11 protein-coding genes and 1 pseudogene are annotated in these 22,989 nt (G+C 65.1%); 9 read left to right on the top strand and 3 right to left on the bottom strand.

All coding sequences use genetic code 11. The features are described 5' to 3' along the window. Window positions 1-4 precede the first annotated feature (4 nt). Window positions 5-211, top strand: a pseudogene (locus PDMSB3_RS33595) (IS3 family transposase); the annotation flags it as partial. Between the two features lie 351 nt (window positions 212-562). On the opposite strand, the gene PDMSB3_RS33590 reads toward PDMSB3_RS33595, so the two are convergent. Both PDMSB3_RS33590 and PDMSB3_RS33585 read right to left on the bottom strand, forming a co-directional pair. Further along, window positions 563-1,831 carry an isoprenylcysteine carboxylmethyltransferase family protein gene (locus PDMSB3_RS33590; protein ID WP_165189235.1) on the bottom strand — a complete coding sequence of 423 codons (1,269 nt, stop codon included), beginning with the start codon at window positions 1,829-1,831 and terminating at the stop codon, window positions 563-565. A 79-nt stretch (window positions 1,832-1,910) separates the two neighbouring features. Further along, complete coding sequence (locus tag PDMSB3_RS33585; protein WP_165189232.1) at window positions 1,911-3,695, bottom strand: collagen-like triple helix repeat-containing protein; 1,785 nt, start codon at window positions 3,693-3,695, stop codon at window positions 1,911-1,913. 409 nt (window positions 3,696-4,104) lie between these two features. On the opposite strand from PDMSB3_RS33585, the gene PDMSB3_RS33580 reads away from it, so the two are divergent. The 7 genes from PDMSB3_RS33580 to PDMSB3_RS33550 all read left to right on the top strand — a co-directional run bounded on the left by PDMSB3_RS33580 (window position 4,105) and on the right by PDMSB3_RS33550 (window position 11,136). After that, window positions 4,105-4,776 (top strand): RNA polymerase factor sigma-70, encoded by a 672-nt coding sequence (locus PDMSB3_RS33580; RefSeq protein ID WP_007178211.1) that lies wholly within the window; start codon window positions 4,105-4,107, stop codon window positions 4,774-4,776. A gap of 126 nt (window positions 4,777-4,902) precedes the next feature. Further along, window positions 4,903-5,142 carry an MbtH family protein gene (locus tag PDMSB3_RS33575; protein ID WP_007178210.1) on the top strand — a complete coding sequence of 80 codons (240 nt, stop codon included), beginning with the start codon at window positions 4,903-4,905 and terminating at the stop codon, window positions 5,140-5,142. Between the two features lie 73 nt (window positions 5,143-5,215). Then, a complete protein-coding gene (locus tag PDMSB3_RS33570; protein ID WP_165189229.1) occupies window positions 5,216-6,238 on the top strand; it encodes a TauD/TfdA family dioxygenase in 1,023 nt (340 codons plus the stop codon). Beyond that, window positions 6,235-7,101: an ABC transporter ATP-binding protein gene (locus PDMSB3_RS33565; protein WP_007178208.1), complete on the top strand. Its 867-nt coding sequence runs from the start codon at window positions 6,235-6,237 to the stop codon at window positions 7,099-7,101. The genes PDMSB3_RS33570 and PDMSB3_RS33565 overlap by 4 nt, the downstream gene beginning before the upstream one ends. Continuing rightward, window positions 7,098-9,212, top strand: a complete 2,115-nt coding sequence (gene fhuB, locus PDMSB3_RS33560) for a Fe(3+)-hydroxamate ABC transporter permease FhuB (protein WP_007178207.1) — start codon at window positions 7,098-7,100, stop codon at window positions 9,210-9,212. The genes PDMSB3_RS33565 and fhuB overlap by 4 nt, the downstream gene beginning before the upstream one ends. Then, window positions 9,209-10,030, top strand: coding sequence for a siderophore-iron reductase FhuF (gene fhuF / locus PDMSB3_RS33555; protein WP_165189226.1), 822 nt, complete (start codon window positions 9,209-9,211; stop codon window positions 10,028-10,030). The genes fhuB and fhuF overlap by 4 nt, the downstream gene beginning before the upstream one ends. Next, window positions 10,027-11,136 (top strand): ABC transporter substrate-binding protein, encoded by a 1,110-nt coding sequence (locus PDMSB3_RS33550; protein ID WP_232064385.1) that lies wholly within the window; start codon window positions 10,027-10,029, stop codon window positions 11,134-11,136. The genes fhuF and PDMSB3_RS33550 overlap by 4 nt, the downstream gene beginning before the upstream one ends. A gap of 67 nt (window positions 11,137-11,203) precedes the next feature. Here PDMSB3_RS33550 and PDMSB3_RS33545 read toward each other — a convergent pair whose 3' ends face one another. Next, window positions 11,204-12,970 carry a cyclic peptide export ABC transporter gene (locus tag PDMSB3_RS33545; RefSeq protein ID WP_165189224.1) on the bottom strand — a complete coding sequence of 589 codons (1,767 nt, stop codon included), beginning with the start codon at window positions 12,968-12,970 and terminating at the stop codon, window positions 11,204-11,206. Window positions 12,971-13,250: 280 nt separating this feature from the next. Here PDMSB3_RS33545 and PDMSB3_RS33540 point away from each other — a divergent pair, with 280 nt between their 5' ends. Continuing rightward, window positions 13,251-22,970 (top strand): non-ribosomal peptide synthetase, encoded by a 9,720-nt coding sequence (locus PDMSB3_RS33540; protein ID WP_165189222.1) that lies wholly within the window; start codon window positions 13,251-13,253, stop codon window positions 22,968-22,970. Window positions 22,971-22,989 lie beyond the last annotated feature (19 nt).

The following is a 22,989-nucleotide window of genomic DNA, read 5'->3' as shown; positions in this document are numbered from 1 at the left end:
CGTCAATACACCGACCGAAAGCCTGTGGGGTTCGTTGAAAGTTGCACGCCTGCATGGCCGGCACTTCGCGACCCGGCGTGCAGCAATGGATGAAATCGTCGACTGGCTTGGCTTTTATAATTCACGCCGGCTACACTCGACGCTCGACTACGTCAGCCCCATGACGTTCGAGAAAAACTGGTTCGCCGCTCAACAGGGACGAGCCGCATAAATCCCTCAGCTATGGGATTCGCTAAACAGGGGCAAGGTCAGGTAGCACTCCTGGCCCGCGCTTCTTCTCCTGCGTGTATCTCCTTTTCGATCGCCCGGTGTCCGCGGTCAGTTTCACCTTAAGCCTCGATCCTCTTCACTAAATACAATAGATGCTCAATTAAGAGTTTTAAGAAGTTCCTATGAGATTCCTAAAGACCACAGCTCGTGCTCTTCCTAGTAAAACGCATCGTTTGGGTGAAGATTGATGGTTAAACTATACAGTCAATTTCTAACTCAATAAATTGGCGCGTCGACATTGTTTGATCTGAAAGGGTATTGAAACGCAGGCTTTTCTCTAAGACTTCGTCGCTCAATCAAACACTCGCACTAACCTAGCAAACACCCCATTCCGCGCAATCCACTCCGCGTACTCCCGATACTCCGGATCATTCATCAAATGCTTTTCTTCTGTCTTAGCCCGCAAGAAATAAAGCATATTCACAGCCAGTAGCGCCGCGCAATGTGTCACCGCCGCTCGCCATCCCAGCGGCTCGATAAACGGCACCGTCACCATCCAGTAAGACAGATTCTTCGCGATATAAGCGGGATGCTTGGTGAACCGATAAGGTCCCGAAGTAATGATCCCGCGATTCGTCAAATTCGAAAACCGCAAACCGAACGAGATAGTCGCAAGCGCATAGCACAGCAGCAAAGCGACGATGACCGCGCCCCACACGATTCGCACAACCGGCATCGAAATAAGCCAGTTGTCCCAGAACACCGAGCCTTCGTAGTGAATGTACTGGTTCGAGATGAGCGACCAGAACGGCTGATAGCAGATCAGTGCAACGAGCCAACCCAACGTCGTCGGCTCCGCGCTGCGCACGTGACTGTCGAGTATGCGCAACGTGCAGATGTAACCCACGGTGCCGAACATCAGGTCCATTGCGAACGACAGGTCGTACACGAATCGGAATGTCGCGAGCGAAAACGGCGCGTTCAGCGCGGTGGTCAACGACGCGTTGAGGTGATCCGCATTGGTGGACAGGTAGACGATCATCAGCGGAAGGAAGAACGCCTTCACCATCCAGCCCGCCAACATCTCGCGCACCGGGCGCCAGTTCGCGGGACGCCCGCCGCGGAATAGGTAGCGCGCCCATAGCAGGTACGCGTCATCGGTTTCGCGCTGATGCCGGTCCATCCACGCAAAATAGAAGGGCGCCGCGATGAGCGCATAAGGCGCGAGCGTACCGAGCAGCGACCAGAACGGGTTGTAGAAGGCGCCGTGATATTCGGGCAGCAGCCAGTAAAGCGCGCCGATGCCCGCATACACCGAGGCCAGAGCCGCGAGGCGCAATTCGACGCGCACGATGCTCAGCGGCCGCACCGCCCGGCTCGCGAGGCCGGCGCTCGGGCGCAAATAGACGCGCGCGACGAACAGCTCGTAAGCGGCAATTGTGGCGATGATGGCCAGACAGGCGACGGTGCTGCGCGTCGCGCCATCGAGCGAGCTGCTGTCGCGCAGCAACCAGAGAGTGAGCAATCCGACGGCGATCCCGAGCAGGCCGATCGAAAAAGGTGTCGCCGAGCGGGGCCGCGGGTCGTGCACGCGCGCGACGGTATCGAATGTGGAGTTCATGTCATCCCTCGTCGTCATGACATCGAAGGCGGCCGGGTTGTTGATTTTTTGGTGCCCGGCCGCCGTGCTTGCGTAACGCTTATTTGCCGGCCGCCGCGACGCCGCCGAGCAGTCCGCCGACCAGGTTGGTCACCGGCGCGAGCGGATTCTTGTTACCCGAGCCGCTGCTGCCTGCGGCGCCGGCCGAGCCGCCAGTCAAGCCGCTGATGAGGCCCGTCACCGGATTGGCAGCCGTGCCGCCCGACGAACCGCCGGCGCTGACACCGCCTGTGACGTTGACCGTCAACGAGCCGACCACGTTGGCGACGGGTGCCAGCGGACCGCCCGTGTCCGATGTCCCGCCTAGCGAGCCGACCTTGCCGAGAAGGCCGGTCAGCGGCGCGAGTAGGCCGGCCGCGCCGCCGGCGCCACCCGTGCCGCCCGCTGCGCCGCCCAGCGATCCGAGGTTGCCGATCAGGCCGGTCAACGGCGGGATGGAGACGCCGCCCGAGCCACTTGCGCCGCCGAGTCCGCCGAGCGGCCCGAGCAAGCCCGTGATCGGCGCGAGCGGATTGGTGGTCGCGCCGGTGAACAGGCCGCCCGTGCTCGTCAGGGTTTTGCCCAATTGGCTCCCGACGCCGCCGACGTCCTTGCCGACCTGATCGCCGGTGGCGCCCGACACTTTGATGCCCGCCACGTTGAGTCCGTTGCCGAGCGTGCCGAGCAGGTTGTTGAGCGGTGCACCGAGACCTGTCGCGTTGCCGAGCGTCTGCGTCGTGTTGGAGACGGCGGTGGTGATCGGGTTGATCGCCGAACTGAGCCGTGTTTCGATCTGCTGGACTGGCGCGCTGGTGAGCGCGGTATTCAATCCCGAGCCCACAGCCGTGACGCCGCTGCCCACACCGCCGACGACGCTGCCCAGCGTCGACGTCACTGGGGAAAGCGGTTTCAACGGGCCGCTGCCGAGACTGTTCACCACGCCGCCCAGCGCGGTCACGGCGGCACCGGTATTAGCGACGACGCCGGAAGTCGAAGTCAGCGTCGGACCGAGCGGATTGGCCGCGCTGCCGACGGTGCCGAGGCCCGCGGCGGTGCCGTTACCCAGCACCTTTACGCCGTTGCCGAGGTCAGTGAGCGCGTTGCCGAGGTTCGAGGTCGTTGCGCCGTTGACGCCGGGAACCGAGGTGCCGCTGATCTTGGTGCCGGTATCGGCGGCTGTCGTGCCGATGGCTGTGATGAGATTACTGGCCTGAGTGATGATGTTGCCGATGGGGGTGGAAGAGGTGCCCGAAGTACCCGAAGTACCGGAAGTACCGGAAGTACCGGAAGTACCGGAAGTACCGGAAGTACCGGAAGTACCGGAAGTACCGGAAGTGCCGGAAGTGCCGGAAGTGCCGGAAGTGCCGGAAGTGCCAGAGGTGCCAGAAGTACCGGAAGTGCCGGAAGTGCCGGAAGTGCCAGAAGTGCCAGAAGTGCCAGAAGTGCCAGAAGTGCCAGAAGTGCCAGAAGTGCCAGAAGTGCCGGAGGTGCCGGAGGTGCCGGAGGTGCCGGAGGTGCCGGAGGTGCCAGAGGTGCCAGAGGTGCCAGAGGTGCCAGAGGTGCCAGAGGTGCCAGAGGTGCCAGAGGTGCCAGAGGTGCCAGAGGTGCCAGAGGTGCCAGAGGTGCCAGAGGTGCCAGAGGTGCCAGAGGTGCCAGAAGTGCCAGAGGTGCCAGAGGTGCCAGAAGTACCTGAAGTGCCGGAAGTCCCCGAAGTCCCCGACCCCGAAGTACCACCCAATCCGCCCCCGCCGATACTTGGAGTGTTAAGAGTCGACCCGCAACCGTAGAGCGCGAGCAATGTGGATGTCGCAACAGCGATGGCTGTCCGACTGGCAAATTTCTTCATGGTATCCCCGTTGAACGACTATTGATGGGGACGTCAACGCAAGTTGCACGCCAAATGCAGGTTATGGCGAGGCGGGGAAGCCTAATCGCAGATATATCGAATGAACTGGCCAGAAATTAAATTTACCGCGAAAAAACACCAATTTTGTCACAACGGTAGAGGCCGTGTTCCACTCACGTGCTACGTAACGCCGGCGTCCAACGTAACAGTGCAAGAGCCTGGCCAAGTCAGCACATGACAAGCAGCCGGCGCCGCCCACGAACACCTCGGTGCAGCCCACCTCCTCGATGCCTTCCGAATCATCAGACAAAGCTATTGGAAATTGTAAGGTTATTCCAAATCTTGATTGAGAATGATTCGCGTTTACGTTAGATTGGCGCCCTGTCCTTTGAGAAAACGGAGCGAATCTATGGCTGAGGTGCTCGTCCAGCGAGAGCCTTCAACAGCGATGCCGATATCGGTTCTCAGCACCGGCGGCGCCTGTCCACCCGTTTCGCGGCGCGCCCGCGCCCACTCACATTCGGGCGATTGGCAGAAGGGCACGCTGCTCGACGTGCTGATCGACAATCGCCCGATGCTTGTCAATCTGGCGCGCGGTTTCGTGGGTTGTGCGAGCCTCGCCGAAGACGTGGTGCACGACGTCTTCATCAAGCTGATCGACTTTCCGGATCAGGACGCGGTGCGCCAACCCGTAGCCTACGTAACGCGCATGGTGCGCAACGCGTCGATCGACGCCTTTCGCCGCCAGAGCCTGGAAAACACCTATCACGCCGACGAAGACGACGGCCTGCACGTGCCATCGCCGGAACCTTCGCCGGAAGCCGCGCTGCTCGTGCGGGACACGCTCCGGCACGTCTACAACGCGCTCGACCAGTTGCCGCCGCGCAGCCGCGCCGCATTCGAAATGGTGCGGCTGCGCGAGGAAACGCTGCAAAGCACGGCACGCGCGCTCGACGTCTCGCAAACGCTGGTGCACTTCATGGTGCGCGACGCCGAGAAGCATTGCGCCGATTGCCTCGACGCCTGCAATCGTGGCGTCGCCGGTCCCGCGTTCTGCAACGGGCGCGCGCGTCGGCGGTAAAAAAGCGCGCGCATCAAACGTCAACTGAATAGAAGCGGTGCGCGCGGAATGCGGGCGCCGCCGTGCCGGACCGGCGAGCGCGCTGTCCCGGCGCTTCCTGACCTTTCATCGACAGAGCCTTTCATCATGACGCAAGCACAGCAGAGTTCCAGCACGGCAGCCGGCGAGGCGGACGATCTCGCCTACACGGTCGTCATCAACGACGAAGAACAGTATTCGATCTGGCCGTCCTTCCGCGACGTGCCGGCCGGCTGGCGCGAAGTGGGCGTGCGCGGCCCGAAGGCCGAATGCCTCGCGCACATCGAGACGGTCTGGACCGATATGCGCCCGGCCAGCTTGCGCCGGCATATGGACGGGACGGCCTGAAGCGCGTGCCGTGCAATCCGGCGGCCTCGGGGCATGCGCCCGGCCACGCCGCTTCAGCAAAAGGATCCAGAGTATGACCATGCTTTCGACGCCGCAGCCCACGCTCGCCGATCTGACGATCGAACCGGGCCTGCCGACTGTCGTCTCGCCGCGCGCGGGCGCGGCGATTTCATTGGAGGAAGCAGCGCCGTTGCTGCGCGCGATCGTCGACGACACGCTCGAACGCGCGGGCGGTGTGCTGTTCACCGGTTTCCAGGTAGCCTCGATCGACGCGTTTCAAAGCTTCGCGGGCTCGTTCGGTCATCCGCTGATCGGCTACGAGTTCGCCTCGACGCCGCGCAGCCAGGTGGAAGGCGCGGTGTACACCTCGACGGAATATCCGCCGCATCGCTCGATTCCTTTGCATAACGAACAATCGTACACGCGCGAATGGCCGTTACGTATCTGGTTCCACTGCGCACTGGCCGCGCGTTCAGGCGGCGCGACGCCGATTGCCGATAGCCGCGCGATCTACCGTGCGCTCGATCCGGCGCTGGTCGATCGCTTCGCGAAGCGTGAGCTGCTGTACGTACGCAACTTCGGGCAAGGGCTCGATCTTCCGTGGGAGCAGGCGTTCGGCTCGGCGGACCCGCGCACGGTCGAGCGGATTTGCCGCGCGCGTGGCATCGAATGCGAATGGCGCGATAGCGAGGACGGCGAACTGCTGCTGCGTACGCGCGAGCGCTGCCAGGCGGTGGCACGCCATCCGCGCACGGGCGAGCACGTCTGGTTCAATCAGGCGAACCTGTTCCACCTTTCGTCGCTCGATGAAGACATGCAGGAAGCGCTGATCGATTCGGTCGGCCTCGAAAACGTGCCGCGCAACGTCTATTACGGCGACGGCGAACCGCTCGAAGCGGACGCACTCGCGGAAATCCGCGGCGTGCTCGATCAGCAGCGTATCGTGTTTCCGTGGCTGACCGGCGACGTGCTTATGCTCGACAACATGCTGAGCGCACATGCACGCGACCCGTTCGAAGGGCCGCGCAAGGTCGTGGTGGCGATGGCGCGAAGCTACAGCGAAGCCGAAGGCGAAAAACGGACGGCCGCGCCATGACGAAATCGCAGGGCGCGGCGCTCGCGGCGCATTCGCTGACGGTCGGTTATCGCGATCACGTCGTGCTCCACGGTCTGAACCTGAACATCGCAGCCGGCCGCGTCACGGCCTTGTGCGGACCGAACGGCTGCGGCAAAAGCACGTTGTTGCGCACGCTCGCCGGTTTGCAACCGGCGCTGTCCGGCAGTGTCGAAGTCAACGGCGTGCCGCTCGCTTCGCACCGGCGGCGCGTGTTGGCGCGCACGCTGACCATGCTCGCGCAGTTCAACCAGATTCCTTCGGGACTCACCGTGCGCGAACTGGTCGCGTACGGTCGTTACGCGCACGGCGGCTGGCTTCGCGGACTGTCGCGCGCCGACCATGCGGCAATCGACGAAGCGCTCGCCACCAGCGGCCTTGCCGCCGATGCCGCGCGCGACGTCGCCGCGCTTTCGGGCGGCGAACGGCAACGCGCGTGGATCGCAATGGCGCTCGCGCAGCAGGCGCCGATCGTGCTGCTCGACGAGCCGACTACCTACCTCGACATCCATCATCAACTGGACATACTGCGCGAGTTGCGGCGCCTGAATCGTGAGCGCGGCCTCACGATCGTGTGGGTGCTGCACGAGCTGAACCAGGCAGCGGCCTACAGCGACGACATCGTGCTGATGCGCGCCGGCCGCATCGTCGCGCAAGGCTCGCCCGATGCGATGCTCGACCCGCGTCACCTGAGCGAGACCTTCGGCGTGCCGATGCTCAAGATCGCGCACCCGCAAACAGGCGCGCCGATGTGCGTGCCGGCCTATGAAGGCGAAGCGGCGGATCTCGACACGGCTTCCGCCTCGCTTCACGAAGAAGCCACGAGCAAGGACCTCGCCGCATGACGACGCTTGCAGCGCGCAAACGCCTGCGCCGTAATGCGCCGTCGGTGGACAGCGACAGCTACCGTGCGCCCGTCAAAAGCCGCGTTACGACAATCGGCGCCGCGCTGTCGGCGTTGATCGTGGTCGTGGCCGTGATGCGTCTTGCACCCGGTTTTCGTGCCTGGCTCGCCGCGCCCGCAGGCAGCGACGCCGCGCAACTCGCCGGCATTCTGCTCTTCGACCTGAGCGTGCCGCGCATTCTGGCGGCATTGGCGGCGGGCGCCTGCCTCGCGGTGGCCGGCACCTTATTCCAGTCGCTGACGCGCAATCCTTTGGCTTCGCCGGATCTGCTCGGCATTACCGGCGGTGCGCAGCTCGGCTTGCTTGCCGCGATGCTGGTGCCTTCGCTGGCCGGCGCGGCGTCCGTGCCGCTGCTGTTCGTGTGCGGTCTCGGCGCGGCAGCGTGCGTGGCCGCGGCCGCCGGCGGCTGGCGCGCGACGCCGTTGCGGCTCATCCTCGCTGGCAGCGTTTGCATGCTGCTGTTTTCCGCGCTGACCACGCTGATTCTCGCGTTCTTCGAGCAGAGCATCGTCGGTGTGTCGTTGTGGGCGAGCGGCAGCCTTTATCAACCCGGCGCGGCCGGCTTGAAGACCGCCGCGTCGTGGCTCGTGTTGCCGCTGGTCGCGTTGCCCTTCGTGATTCGCCCGCTCGATCCGCTCGCGCTCGGCGACGACGCCGCAGCAGCGGCCGGCGTTCGCGTGGATGCCACGCGGCTCGCGGCGATGGTGGTGGCGGTGGGCTTCGCGAGCGTCGCTGTGAGTGTGGCTGGGCCGCTCTCGTATGTCGGCCTGATCGCACCGAACCTGCTGCGTCAGATGCGCGGCGCGAAGGCATCGCGGCTGGCCGCGCTCGTGCCATTGTCCGCGCTCGTCGGCGGCGCGCTGGTGCTCGTCACCGACAGTGCCGTGCAGGCGCTCGATCTCGACGCGACACTTTCGACCGGCGTGGCGATTGCCTTCGTCGGCACACCGCTGATGCTCGCGATGATCCGCAGCGGCGCCGCGTGGTCGGGCGCATTGCACGCCGGCCAGGAGCGAGCTGCTGCGCGCGCGGGCACGCGCTTCGTGCGCATGGCCGATGCCTGGCCCTGGCCGCTGACGGCAAGCGCGCTGGTGCTGCTCGGTATCGTGATCGTGTGCGCGGGCGCCTCGTTCGGTCCGACGACGATCGGCGTGCAGCGCTGGCTCGCCGCATTCGATCACCGCGACGAGCTTGCGGGAATGCTGCTCGATCTGCGTCTGCCGCGTCTCATTTGCGCACTGCTGGCGGGCGCGTTGCTCGCCGCGAGCGGTGTGCTGATGCAAAGCATCGTGCGCAATCCGCTCGCCGGTCCGGAAGTGCTGGGCGTGACGCAAGGCGCGGGCCTCGCGACGCTCGCGGCGCTCGTGATGTGGCCGCTCGCCGCACATTCGACGCTGGCCGCCGCGTCGCTCGCGGGCGGCGGCATCACGTTGGCCTTGACGCTCCTGCTGAATCGCCGCCATCGCTATGCGCCGCTCGCGGTTGCGTTGACGGGCATCGTGATCGGCACGCTGTGGACGACCCTGTCGCAATGGCTCATCACCCAGCAAAGCGTGCAGCCCGCGCGCTTCGTGGTGTGGCTGGTCGGCGGTACCTATGGGCGCAGTTGGGGCGAAGTGACGACGCTGCTGCCGTGGTGCGTGCTGGCCGTGCCGGTGTTCGCGTTGCTCGCGCGGCCGCTCGATCTGCTTGCCCTGGGCGACGACCAGGCCGCGTCGCTGGGTTTGCCGATCAGCGTGTTGCGTCCGCTGGTGCTGAGCGTGGCGACGCTGGCGGCATGCGCCGCGGTGGCCGCCGTGGGGCCGGTCGGCTTTATCGGCTTGATGGCACCGCATCTGGCGTCGATGCTCGGTGCGCGTGCTCATCGCACACGCTTGTGGCTGGCGGCGGCGTGTGGAGCGCTGGTGCTGGTGGTGGCCGATATCGCGGCGCGCACGTTGCTGGCGCCGCGTGAGATTCCGGCTGGCGTGCTGACCGCGCTGATCGGCGCGCCCTATCTGCTGGCACTGCTGATCGTGGAGGCTCGGCGCGAGAAGCGGGGCAAACGGTGACGCGGCAACCCCACCACGACGACGAGCGAGCGCAATGCTTCGCGGGTTTTGCGCCGGAGTCGATCGCGCATTATCTCGAGCACGTGTGGCTCGGCACGCCGAACCCCGTAGAGGAACCGATCCTCGCCGATGACCGGACTGCTTCGCTAGCCGTGATCCCCGCTAGCGAACTGGCTGGCCGTCGCACCGAATTGCTCGATGCTATGGTCACGCTCTACGGCGGCGAGCGCGAAACGCATGCACGCGCATTGCTGTCGCAATGGACCAAGTACTACTTCGGCTTCGCGGCGACCGCCGGATTCGTCGCCGCAGCGTTGCTGCGCCGTCCGCTTGCCATGTCGCCGGATAACACGCATATCGTGCTGCGCGACGGTCTTCCCATCGCCGCATATTTCGCGCGTGCCGCGTTGCAGCCGGTTGAATGCGACCCGGCACGCCGCTATGCACCGCTCGTCGATCACCTGAATACGGTGATCGAAACGCTGTGCACAATGACCCGAATCGCGCCGCGCGTGTTGTGGAGCAACGCCGGCAATCTGCTGGACTACCTGTTCGAACAATGCGCGCCGCAATTCGATCTGAGCGAAGACATCGCGTGGCTGTTTGGTCCGCTTGCCGCCAATGGCGAGGCGAATCCGCTGCGTCTGCCGGTGCGTCAGGCGAAGCCGCGCGCCGCGAGCTTGCCGAACCCGTTCAGCGTACGGCGGGTGTGCTGCGTACGTTATGAAATTCCTGGAGAGACGCAACTGTGTGGACGCTGCCCCTTGCTATTGACGATGAGCGATGCGGAAATCGCATTGCAGGCTGCGCCGCAATGACGAGATTGCCAATATCAGCGCCACGGTCGCGCCGGACCAGGAAACCCCTATGTTTCAGGCAGCTTTGCGTTAGCGTTGCGGTGGCGACCGCACTGTTCTCCGGTTCGTATGCGTTCGCGCAAGGCAGTCAAAGCGTTGCACCCGCAGCGGGTACAAGTAATCCATCTCGCGCCCGCATCACACAAGCACAGCAGCAAACCTGCACACCGCTCGCAGACAACCCGATCGTCTCGCAAGCGAGTCCATCGCTACGCGCACAGCCCAAGCGCATCGTCGTGCTCGAATTCATGTTCGCTGAAGATCTCGCGGCGGTCGGCCTCACGCCGGTCGGCATGGCCGATCCCGAGTATTACCCGGTGTGGATCGGCTACGACAACGCGCGTCTCGCGTCGGTGCCCGATGTCGGCACACGGCAGGAACCGAGTCTCGAAGCAATCGCGGCGGCGAGGCCCGATCTGATTCTCGGCGTCGGCTTGCGGCATGCGCCGATTTTTGCAGCGCTCGAACGCATTGCGCCGACCGTGCTGTTTAAATACGGCCCGAACTTTACCGAAGACGGCGCCCACGTTACACAACTCGATTGGAGTCGCAAGATTCTGCGCACCATCGGCTGCCTGACGGGACGCGAAGAGGCGGCAACTGCCGTCGAGGCCCAAGTCGATGCAGGTTTTGCCCGCAACGCCCAGCGCCTCGCCGAAGCGGGCCACCGCGGCGAACAGGTCGCGTGGCTGCAGGAATTGGGTTTGCCGGACCGCTACTGGGCATTCACCGGCAACAGCACGGCGGCGGGTGTCGCGCATGCGCTCGGGCTCAACCTGTGGCCGGCAGAAGCGACTCGCGAAGGCACCGCGTACGTCAGTTCTGAAGATCTGTTGAAGAAGCCGAAGCTGACCGTGCTGTTCGTCAGCGCGACGGACAAGAACGTTCCGCTCGCCACCAAACTCGATTCGCCGATCTGGCGTTTCGTGCCGGCTCGAAGTTCGGGGCGCGTCGGACTTGTCGAACGGAATATCTGGGGTTTCGGCGGCCCGATGTCCGCATTGCGACTCGCCGACACGATGACGGATACGTTGCTGTCCCTGCCGGCGCCTGCAGTAAAGAAGTAGGCGAGTCTCGCTTCAACAAGCCGAGCGCCGGAACAAACGGCGCCCAGCATGCGGAGCGCTCACCTCATCAACCCATCGTACCGTTGGCCGCCGACGGGTTCTGCACCACTTGTGCCGAGCCATGCGTCTCGCTGACGATGCTGCCGTTCTCCAGCTTCAGCACACGATCCGCGAGATGGAAATAGCGGTCGTCGTGACTGATCACGAGCACCGTCTTGCCGCGCGAACGCAGCTCCGGCAACAGTTGTTCGTAGAACACCGCCTTGAACTGCGGATCCTGATCCGCAGCCCACTCGTCGAACAGATAGAACGGCCGGTCTTCCAGATACGCTACAACCAGCGCAAGGCGTTTGCGCTGACCGGTGGAAAGCGCTCGCGTGGAGAATGCGCCGTTCACGACCTGCACCTTGTGATCGAGCGCGAGCTTCGCCACCAGCGCGTTCGCGCGGGCGTCAGCCTGCGCCCGCGAGGCGTCGTTCGGATCGACGATGCCGAGCAGCGCGTCGAACAGATGAAAGTCGTTGAACACGGCCGTGAAGCGCTGACGATACGCGGCGCGTTCGGCGAGGCCGACCGGTTTGCCGTCCAGTTCAATGGTGCCGTCTTCGGGTTCGTAGAGCCCGGTGAGTACTTTCGCGAGCGTCGTCTTGCCGCTGCCGTTGCCGCCGACGATAAACACCAGCTCGCCCGGCCTGAAAGTCAGATTGACCGGTCCGACGCGGAACATGCGCTCGTCGCGCTCATGGAAGTACGAGTGCGTGACATTGCTGAGCGTGAGAGTGCGATACGGCGCGTGCGAGGCGTTCTCGTCGGGCGGCGGCGAGGTGCGCAGCGCGCCGAATTCGCCCATCACCTTCTCGATGCGATCGAGCGAGACGCGTGCCGCATTCAGCGTCGGCACGTTGTTGAGCAGACCGTCCAGCGGCAACAGCATGAACAGGAACACCACCACGTAGCCCGATGTGGAAGGCGCGTCCGCATGCACGCCGAGTGCCGGCCAGAACGCCGCGACACCGAGAAACACGTAAAACAGGAACACGATCCAGCCGACCCCGACCGCATACGCGCTGAACGCCCGGCGCCGATGATCGCGCACTTCGTCGATGGCCGAGCCGAGCTGGCCGTCCACGAACTGACGCGAGCGCGCCTGGTGCAGCTTCAGTTCCTTCGCGCCGGTGAAGAGCGCGCCGAGATAGCCGAACAGTTTGTCCTGCGAACGGCCCGCGGCTTCGAGCGAGGCGATTGCGCGCTTGTCGCCGGCGTGATAGCCGAGCGAGCCGACCAGGATCGCGGCCACCGCGAGCAGACAGACCGGCCACGACAGCCACGCCAGATAGCCGAGGCAGCCGAACACGATCGAGCCGTGCATCACGAGATTGGGCAACGCGAAGAACAGCATCGAGACGTTGGTGGCGTCGTCGGTCAGCACGGACTGCACGGGCGCCGCGCCAATGCGCTCGACATCGCGCAATTCGGCTTCCGCGACGCGGCGCGCGACGTGTTCGCGCAACTGCGCCATCGTGTCTTGCGAGAGGCGCGCGAACAGCACGCCGGTAATCACACGCGTGACGAGCGCGACGATCGCGCACAGCGCAAAACGCATGGCGAGCGACATATCGGCGGCGCCCGGCTGCGACAGCGCGCGGCTCAAGGTCGCAACGAGCAGCACGCTGGCAATGCCGTTCAGCACGCACGCCGTCAGCGCGATCGCGAACGAGCCGCGTGAACGTTTGAGCAACGCAACGATCAGGCGCATGGCGGGCTTGCCCGCAGGGTTGGCGGAAGATGAAGAAGACGAGGGTGGCGCGTCGTAGCGCTCGTTGGCAGCGGTCATCGGCAAGGTGTCGCAGTGGGTCGCAATGGATCGGTGAATCGCAGCGCATGCGTGCATGCAGCCATTCAGCGGGGCGCGAAGAATCGCCCCTCGCCTGATAGACGAATGGGCGACGCAAACATTTACCGCGCGCTGCCATCTGCCACATCAAAAAGATGCAGTCCAAATAAAAACGCTGCGCGCGGTAAAGATTTGCGATGGCGGATCGTCACACCAATGAAGCGGCCCATTGCGGCCTGCGACTTGGCCAACGCGGCCAGTTCTAACGGATTCCATGCCCATGACGAGCTTCCCGATTGCATTGCACCAGCAGATCCGCGCTATGGCGCGCATCGATCCCGATGCGCCCGCGCTGGCGTCATTCACGCCGTCTACCGTGCGGCTGACGCGCGGCGAACTGGATAGTCGCGCGGCGCGGCTCGCGGCACGGCTGCGCGCGGCAGGTGTGACGACTGAGGTGCGTGTGGGCGTATGCGTTGCACGGTCGTGCGATCTGTTCGTCGCGTTGCTTGCCGTATTGAAGGCGGGCGGCGTGTTCGTCGCACTCGATCCGCTCCATCCGCCAGCGCGCCTCGATTGGGTTGCGCGGGATGCGGGACTCATGCACGGCATTGTCGACGATTCCGCCGATGCGGCGATGCGTGCGCGCTTCAGAGAGTGCTTTCACGTGGAAAGCGCTGCCACCACAGACGCGGCGGCACCCTGTTTCGACGACGAAGACACGCCGGTTCATCCGCGAGCGGCGGCATACATGATCTACACGTCTGGCTCGACAGGCACGCCAAAAGCGGTGGCTGTCGAACACGGACCGCTTGCCGCGCATGGCGAGGCGCTTGCCGGGTCGTTGCCGATCGCGGCCACCGACCGCGTGCTGCATTTTGCGTCGGTCAATTTCGATGTCTCCATCGAAGCATGGTTAGTACCGCTTGCCGTCGGCGGCAGTGTGGTGATCAGCGATCCGCCGCCGTTCGCGCCTGAAACCACGCATGCCTTCATGCTGCGCGAAGGCATCACCAATACGACGCTGCCGCCCGCTTATGTGCGCGAGTTCGCGAACGTTTGCGCGCGCCTCGGCGTGCCGCCTTCGCTGCGCACGCTGTTGTTCGGCGGTGAAGCGATGTCGCAGGACAGTTTCGATGAAATCCGCCGCGTGTTCCCGTCGGTACGTCTCGTCAACGGCTACGGGCCGACCGAGGCCGTGATCTCGCCGATGCTGTGGCCCGTCGATCCGGGAATGACGCCGGCGCTCGAAGGAAGCAACGGCTTTGCATCGCTGCCGATCGGCTGGCCGATCGGCCGGCGCGTGGCGCGCATCGACGGCGCGGCGCAACAGGGCGAAGCCGGCGAACTGCTGCTCGGCGGCGTGTGCCTCGCGCGCGGCTATCATGGCCGCGCGGCGCTGACGGCCGAACGTTTCCTGCCGGACCCGACCGGCGAGCCGGGCGAGCGGATCTACCGCACCGGCGACCTCGCGCGCGAACGCGCGGACGGCTCGTTCGATTATCTCGGCCGCATCGACGATCAGGTTCAGGTGCGCGGCGTGCGCGTCGAACCCGGCGAAATCGCGGCTTGTCTGCTGACCCACCCGGCCGTGGCCGATGCGGGTGTGCTGGCCGAAGCGGCCGGAGGCCGCACGCAACTGATCGCCTGCGTCGTGCTGCAAGATGCGCTCGAACCCGATGATGCCGCGCTGCAAGCTCATCTCGCCGCGCATTTGCCGCAGGCCTGGATGCCGCATCGCTTCGTGCGCTTCGAGCGCCTGCCTTATACATTGAACGGCAAGCTCGATCGCACAGCACTGCGCGACTTCGTTGCTACGCTGCCGGCCGTGATCGATTCGAATCATGTCGCGCCTCGGACCCGCATCGAAACGCGCCTTGCGGCGCTTTGGCAAAAGCTGTTGAACGATCCGGCGCCGATCGGCTGCAACGATCGCTTTTTCGCACGCGGCGGTGACTCGCTCGCGGCGATGCAATTGCAGGCGGCGATTCGGATCGAATGGCGCGTGAATCTGCGGCTCGACACGTTGTTCGACGATCAACCGCTCGAAGCGTTGGCGCGTCTGATCGATGCCAGTGAGACTGAAACGTCGGCAGGTTCACATTCAATCACGGTTGTGCGTACCGCTGACGCGCCGTTCGTCGATCGTGCCGCCTCGTTCGCGCAACAGCGGTTCTGGGTGCTCGCGCAAACACAGGACGCCGGCGCGGCCTACCACGTTGCGGTGCAATGGGACGTGCAGGGCACACTCGAGATCGGCACGTTGCAACGCGCGCTCGATTGTCTGATCGCGCGTCATCAGGCGTGGCGAACCACGCTGGTCGAGTCCGACGACGGCATTGTCGTGCAACGCATCCACGCCCGTTTGCCGGTGCCGATCGCGCAAATCGATCTGCGCGCGTGCTGCGAGGATGAGCGCGCATCGCGACTGGCGGCGTTGACGGAACAGCAGGTTGGCGCGGCTTTCGATCTGTCGCAAGGGCCGCTGGTGCGTGCCGCGCTCGTCACGCTTGCTGACGACACGCAGCGTTTCCTCCTCACCACGCATCATTCGGTCAGCGACGGCTGGAGTTCGCGCTGCGCCTTCGACGAACTGCGAACCGCTTACGCTGCCTTCGCGATGGGACACGAGCCGCAGTTGCCCGCACTGACCGTCCAGTATGCCGACTACGCACAATGGCAACGCGACTGGCTCGCCGCAGGCGAGGGCGAAAGGCAACTGGCGTACTGGCGCGACGCGTTGCGCGATGCGCCCGAAGCACTCGCATTGCCGCTCGACCGGCCACGCTCACTGGAGCACGACTATCGCGGCGGCCGTCTCACGCTGCGTTTGCCCGTAGCGCTCTCCGAGGCTGTGCGCGAAACGGCGCGACGCGCGCAGGCGTCGCCGTTCACGGTGCTGCTTGCCGCCTTCGACGCCTGGCTCTACCGATTGACCGGTGCGACCGATGTTGTCGTGGCTGCGCCGATCGCGCATCGGCAGCGGGCGGAGACCGCGCCGCTGGTGGGCCTCTTCCTCAATACGCTGGCGCTGCGCGCGCGTGTCGCGCCGGATCAATCGTTCGCCGCGTTGCTCGACGGCGTGCGCCGGTCCACGCTCGATGCGATCGCGCACCAGGATGTGCCGTTCGATCAGGTGCTCGACGCCGTCAAGCCGCCGGTACGGCGTGGCGACGCGTGGCTCAAGGTCAAGTTCGCGCAGCAGTTCGATCTGGAACTGACGGCTGAATTGCCGGGCGCCTCGGTGCGCATGTCGCCGGGCCTCGACCTTGCCGCCCGCTTCGATTACGCGCTCGATTTCACCGACGATCCGCGCGGCATCGAACTGGTGGCTGCGTATGCACTCGACGGTATCGATGAAGCGACCGCGCACGCTTGGCTGCATAGCTACGCCGCGCTCGTCGCCGATGCAGTGCGCGATCCACGACGCGCCGTTACCGAACTGGATTGTGCTGATAGCGCCGAATATCGATCCGCGCGACGTGGCCGCGAATTTCGACCGGTGGCTGACAGCGTGCTCGCGCTATTCGCGCGGCATGCGCGTGAAATGCCGCATCGCGTGGCGCTTGCGGATGCCGATACGCAACTCACGTACGGCGAACTCGACGCGGCGTCGGACCGTATCGCGCTTGCTTTGCGGCGGCGCGGAGTGGGAGCAGCGGTAGGCGTGTGCGCGGAACACCCGGTGGTCGTGTGCATCGAGCGTTCGGTGCGTTTTGCCGTTGCGCTGATCGGCGTGATGAAGTCTGGTGCGTACGTGGTGCCGCTCGACCCAGCAGCGCCGCATGAACGCCTTGCGGCTTCTATCGACGCCTGTGGCGCGCGCTGGATTCTGACGGCGGATCAGGCACAACCGCTCGTCACGGTGGGTGGTGCGACCTCGATCGACGTGGACACGCTCACGCAAGAATCATCGTCCGCGAATGTTGGTGACTTAACAGCAACCGCATCGCATACGTCACCGTTGGCCGATCAAGCCGCCTATCTGATCTTCACCTCGGGATCGACCGGCACCCCCAAAGGCGTCGTCATCTCGCATGCCGCACTGGCGGACTACGTCGAGGGCATGCTGGATGAACTGGCGTTTGCCCCGGATGCATCAATGGCAATGGTCTCCACCGTCGCCGCCGACCTCGGCCATACCACGCTATTCGGCGCGCTCTGCTCGGGCCGTACGCTGCATCTGCTACCGGCGCAATGCGCGTTCGATCCCGACCGATTCGCTCACGAGATGCGCATGCGCAACGTCGGCATTCTGAAGATCGTGCCGAGCCACCTGCACGCACTGCTCGACGCGCAGCATCCCGCCGACGTGCTTCCCGCGCACGCCCTGGTAACGGGCGGCGAAACGCTGCCGTGGTCGCTGGTCGAGCGGATCGCCGCGCTCAAGCCGGCTTGCCGCGTGATCAATCACTATGGCCCGACCGAAGCAACGGTCGGCGCATTGACGTGCGACACGTCCGCGCCGGCGCAGGCGGCATTGCGCGCGCTCAGCATGCGAACCGCGTACGCCGTGCCGCTCGGTTTGCCTTTGCCGAACGCGTATGCGTGTGTACTCGACAGCTATGGCGCGAGCGTGCCGCCGGGCGCGATCGGCGAGTTGTATCTCGGCGGACCGGGTTTGGCGCGCGGTTATCTGAATCGCGCCGCCGCAACTGCCGAGCGTTTCGTACCGCATCCATTCGCGGCGGGCGAGCGACTCTATCGAACCGGCGACCGCGTGAGACTGCGCGCCGATCGTCGGCTGGATTTTCTGGGCCGGCTCGACGATCAGGTGAAGATTCGCGGCTACCGTGTCGAACCGGGCGAGGTCAGCGCCGCACTGCGCGCGTTCGATGGCATCGCTCAGGCCGAAACGCTTGCCGTTGAGCATGAAGGGCGTTTGCGTCTCGCGTCGTTCGTTACGTTGAGTAGCGGTGCGCGTTTCGACGAAACCGCATTGCGCGCGTCGGTGAGCGCGCGCCTGCCGGATTACATGGTGCCGGCCGTGTTGCAACACGTTGCTGCGTTGCCCGTGACCGCCAACGGTAAGGTGGATCGTGCGGCATTGCGGGCGCTCGCGGTTGCGCCGGCAGCGACCACGGCAGCAGGCGACGCGCCGCAAGGCGTCACCGAGGAAGCCCTCGCCGCTGTCTGGAAAGAAGTGCTCAAAGCCGAACGCGTGGGCCGCGATGACAACTTCTTCGAGCTGGGCGGCGATTCGATCCTCGTGTTGCAGGTGATCGCCCGTTCACGCAAACGCGGTGTGCGCTTCACACCGAAGCAACTGTTCGACGCACCGACGCTCGCGCAACTCGCGCGTGTCGCCACGACAGTGGATCTCGCCGCGCCGGCGGCAGAGGGCGCAGCGAAGGCGCAAGCCGCGCCGTCCCCGATCGAGCAGGCCGTCACGCTCACGCCCGCACAGCTGCGTTTCTTCGCGCTGGATATTCCGCAACGCGGCCACTGGAATCAGTCCATCGAACTCGACACGCACGCGCCGCTCGACTTCGACGCTTTCGCGCGCGCTTTCGAAACGCTGCTGACGCACCACGAAATATTCCGCCAGCGTTTCGCGCCGGCTGGTTCGCAAGGCGAATGGCGACTCACGCTCGCTGCGCGCGCATTCGAAACGCTGCCGCTCGCGGCCGTCTCCGCACGCGACGAAGCCGACGCGCTCGCCCAGTTCGATGCATTGCAAAGCACGCTCGATCTGACGCATGGCCCGCTCGTTTGTGCTCTGGCCGCGCTGATGCCCGACGGCACGACGAAACTCTATCTGGCGATCCATCACATCATCGTCGACGGTGTGTCGTGGCGTGTGCTGCTGGACGATCTCGAAGCCGCCTATCGCGCCGCGTGCGAGCGCCGCAGCGTGCGTCTCGCGCCGACGGGAACGAGTGCGCAGGAATGGGCGGCACGGCTCGCGCGCGCCGCGCTCGACACAGCGAACTCGCCGTTTGCCGCCGAAATACCCTATTGGACCGCGCACGCCGCGCCGTACGACGATTTGCCGCTCGACCGCCCGCAAGCCCGCGCGACCAACGCCGACGCGCAATCCGTGATCCAGACCATCGGCGCCGATCTGACGCGCGCCGCGTTGACGGAAGCGAACGCTGCCTACCGCACGCAGATGATCGAACTGTTGATTGCGGCGCTGGCGCAGTCGCTGGGCTTGCCTGTGTGCCGCATCGAGCTTGAGGGCCACGGCCGCGAGGCATTGTTCGACGACGTGGATGTGAGCCGCACGCCCGGCTGGCTCACCAGCCACTATCCGGTGCAATTCGCGCTTGAAAGCACGCCGGCGGCCACGCTCGGCGCGGTCAAGGACACGCTGCGCGGCGTGCCGAACAAAGGGCTCGGTTTCGGCGTGCTGCGCCACTACGGCGACACGGCGACGCGCGCGGCGCTCGCCGCCGTGCCGCGTCCGCATGTGACCTTCAACTATCTCGGCCAGTTCGATGCGCCGCGTGAAGCGGCGCTCGTGCCGCGTTTCGGCGGCGCGGGCCGCGAACGCGATCCGGCAGGTCCGCTCGGCAATGCGTTGGCAATTCACGCCTATATCGACGGCGACGCCACGCGCACGCTCAAAGTCCACTGGGTCTACGGCGCGACGCAATTCGAGCGCGCCACCGTGGAAGCCATCGCGCAGCGCTTCGAAAGCGCGCTCGCGGAATTGATTGCCGCCTGCACTGCGCGTCTCGCGCAACACGGCGGCGGAGCGACACCCGGCGACTATCCGCTCGCGCGTGCAGGCGGCTTGACGCAAGGCGCGCTGGAGCGCATGCCGCTCGGCTTGCGTACCGTCGACGACATCTATCCGCTTTCGCCGATGCAGCACGGCATTCTGTTTCACTCGCTGTTCGCACCCGGGCAATCCACTTACGTGAATCAACTGGTCGCGACGTTGATCGAACCGGACGTGGAGCGCCTGCGTACGGCATTCGAGGCCGCCGTGCCGCGCCACGACATTTTGCGCACCAGCTTCACGCCGGAAGAGGCGACGCCGATGCAGATCGTGCACCGCCAGGCGCGCATGCCGGTCGAGATTCTCGATTGGCGCGAGCGCGGCGCTGACGCGAATGATGCCTTCGAAACCTGGCTCAATGCCGACCGCGCTCGCGGATTCGATCTGACGTCGCCGCCGTTGATGCGCGTCGCGCTGATCCGCATCACGGACGACACGTGGCGTCTTGTCTGGACGCGTCATCATTTGCTGCTCGACGGTTGGAGCACCGCGCGTTTCTTCGCCGACGTGTTGCGCGACTACATCGAGCCGCCGCGTCCGCAGCCGTTCGCCGCGCCCGCGAAGACGCGTTATCGCGACTTCATCGCGTGGCTGGCCGCACGCGACGCCGAAAGCGAGCGCGCTTTCTGGCTGCAACGCCTCGCGCTGCTCGACGAACCGACGCTGGTTGCGGAGCGCACGCCGGCGAAAGGCGGCCGCGAGTCGCGCCATCTCACGCGGCGTGAAACGGTCGGCGCGGCCACGACGGCGCGTCTCACCGACGCCGCGCGCCGCCTGAAGGTCACGCTCAATACGATGGTGCAGGGCGCATGGGCGCTCGCGCTGCAACGAATGACGCATCACACCGCGGTCGCGTTCGGTGCGACCGTCGCCGGCCGGCCCGACTCGCTGCCGGATGTCGACACCATATTGGGTCTCTTCATCAACACGCTGCCGGTGATTGCCGCGCCGTTGCCGCAGCGCCGCGCGTCGGCATGGCTGCACGATTTGCAGCGCGACAACGCCGCGGCTGCGGAGCATGCGCACACGCCGCTCTATGAAATCCAGCAGTGGGCGGGACAGGGCGGCGGCGCGTTGTTCGACACGCTGGTCGTGTTCGAAAACTATCCCGTGGACGAAGCATGGCAAGGACGCGACGAGCGTGCGCTCAAGTTGCGTGAACTGCGCAATATCGAGGCTACCGATTTCGCTCTTACGCTGGTGATCGAAGCGGGCACGACGCTGACCATCGATTACGGCTACGACGCCGCGAGACTCGACGAATCACGCGTTGCGGCGTTGCATCGCGCGTTCGAAACGTGCCTTGCCGGGTTGATCGCAAATCCGGACGCACCGCTCGGCACGATTTCGATTGCCAGTGCGGACGATCTGATCAAACTGGCGCGCTTCAACTCGACCGCGCAGGTATGGCCGCCTGCGCAGCAGCAGGCGCTGCATCGGCAGTTCGAATTGAGGGCGCTGGCGTCGCCGGAAGCAATCGCGCTGGAATTCGCGGACGAGCAAGCACGCACGCAGCAGATGACCTATGGCGAACTGGATGCGAATGCCGATCGCGTTGCCGCCGCGCTTATCGAAGCGGGCGTGCAGGCGGACACGGCGGTGGCGCTATGCGTCGAGCGTTCGTTCGACATGGTGGTGGCGCTGATCGGCGTGCTCAAAGCGGGCGCGGCTTATCTGCCGGTCGATCCCGACTATCCGGCGGACCGCATCGCGTATCTGCTGAACGACGCGAAACCGGCAGTCGTGCTGACGCAGCCGCATCTACTGGAGCGCGTCACGCAAGCTGTCGATAGCGCTAATGTGAAAATCCTCACCATCGACGCATTGCGCGGCGCCGACTTCACGCTCAGCGCGGCTGTGGCCGTCGCGCCCGATCAGCTCGCTTACCTGATCTATACGTCCGGTTCGACCGGCAAGCCGAAAGGCGCGGGCAATACGCATCGCGCACTGGCGAACCGGATTGCGTGGATGCAGGACGCGTATCGCCTCGACACGAGCGACGTCGTGCTGCACAAGACGCCGTTCGGTTTCGACGTTTCAGTGTGGGAGTTCGTGTGGCCGCTCGCCGTCGGCGCGAAGCTCGCGATTGCGGCGCCCGGCGATCACCGCGACCCTGCGCGGCTTGTCGCGGCCGTTGAAACGCACCGCGTCACGACGCTGCATTTCGTGCCGTCGATGCTCGCGGCCTTCGTCGCCCACCTGGAAGACTTCCGTGCGGCGGCGCGCTGCGCGAGCATCGAGCGAATCGTCGCCAGCGGCGAAGCGCTTGCGCCGGAACTGGTGGCGCGCGTCGCCCAGCAATTACCTCATGCGCGGCTCTACAACCTCTATGGCCCGACCGAAGCCGCTATCGACGTTTCGCACTGGACGTGCGACGCCCGTGATGCCGACGCTGCGTCCGTGCCGATCGGTCATCCGATTGCAAACCTGCAACTGCACGTGCTCGATGCGGCGTTGCAACCGCTGCCGCAAGGAGCGACCGGCGAACTGTACCTGGGCGGAGCGGGACTTGCGCGCGGCTACCTCGGCCGGGCCGCACTGACGGCCGAGCGCTTCATTCCCGATCCGTTTGCGCACGGTGCGCGGCTTTATCGAACCGGCGACCTGGCACGCCGTCGCGCAGATGGGGCGCTCGACTATCTCGGCCGCATGGATACGCAGGTGAAACTGCGTGGCCAGCGTATCGAACTGGGCGAAATCGAAACCCTGTTGCGGGCGACACCGGGTGTGCACGATGCCGTGGTGATCGTGCGTGACGAGCAATTGATCGGTTATGTGGCGCGCGGCGGGGATAGCGCGCTCGACACACAAACGCTGCTCGATGGCCTGCATGCGCAGTTGCCGCCGTACATGGTGCCTTCGCATCTGATCCAGATGGATGTGCTGCCGGTCACGCCGAACGGCAAATGCGATCGTCACGCGTTGCCGGCTCCCGAGCGCGGCGCCGCCGACGAACAAGCCGTTGCGTTGCCGGCCACCGGGACGGAGCACGAACTCGCCGGGATCTGGAAATGCGTGCTGCGCGTCGACACGATTGGCCGCGACGACGACTTTTTCGCGCTGGGCGGCCACTCGCTGCTCGCGACACAAGCCAACGCGCAGGCGAATCTGCACTGGACGTTGATTCTGCCGCTACGTACCTTATTCGACGAACGCACGTTGCAGCGCTGCGCCGCCGCGATCGATCGCGCGCTCGCCGAGCGCGATGCGCATGGAGCAGGCGATACCGCGCGCGCGATCGACGCACTCCTCGACGAATTCGAACTGCAATAACGATTGCGGCAAGCCACGC

Source organism: Paraburkholderia dioscoreae (genome assembly GCF_902459535.1).
In the GTDB taxonomy this organism is placed as follows: domain Bacteria; phylum Pseudomonadota; class Gammaproteobacteria; order Burkholderiales; family Burkholderiaceae; genus Paraburkholderia; species Paraburkholderia dioscoreae.
Note: the sequence above shows the minus strand (reverse complement) of the source record. Positions and strands in the feature narration are given on the sequence as shown.

Bases quoted from the DNA above. Each gene is read 5' to 3' on its own strand.
- PDMSB3_RS33590 (WP_165189235.1), bottom strand. From the start codon at position 1,831: ATGAACTCCACATTCGATACCGTCGCGCGCGTGCACGACCCGCGGCCC.
- PDMSB3_RS33585 (WP_165189232.1), bottom strand. From the start codon at position 3,695: ATGAAGAAATTTGCCAGTCGGACAGCCATCGCTGTTGCGACATCCACA.
- PDMSB3_RS33580 (WP_007178211.1), top strand. From the start codon at position 4,105: ATGGCTGAGGTGCTCGTCCAGCGAGAGCCTTCAACAGCGATGCCGATA.
- PDMSB3_RS33575 (WP_007178210.1), top strand. From the start codon at position 4,903: ATGACGCAAGCACAGCAGAGTTCCAGCACGGCAGCCGGCGAGGCGGAC.
- PDMSB3_RS33570 (WP_165189229.1), top strand. From the start codon at position 5,216: ATGACCATGCTTTCGACGCCGCAGCCCACGCTCGCCGATCTGACGATC.
- PDMSB3_RS33565 (WP_007178208.1), top strand. From the start codon at position 6,235: ATGACGAAATCGCAGGGCGCGGCGCTCGCGGCGCATTCGCTGACGGTC.
- fhuB (WP_007178207.1), top strand. From the start codon at position 7,098: ATGACGACGCTTGCAGCGCGCAAACGCCTGCGCCGTAATGCGCCGTCG.
- PDMSB3_RS33550 (WP_232064385.1), top strand. From the start codon at position 10,027: ATGACGAGATTGCCAATATCAGCGCCACGGTCGCGCCGGACCAGGAAA.
- PDMSB3_RS33545 (WP_165189224.1), bottom strand. From the start codon at position 12,970: ATGACCGCTGCCAACGAGCGCTACGACGCGCCACCCTCGTCTTCTTCA.
- PDMSB3_RS33540 (WP_165189222.1), top strand. From the start codon at position 13,251: ATGACGAGCTTCCCGATTGCATTGCACCAGCAGATCCGCGCTATGGCG.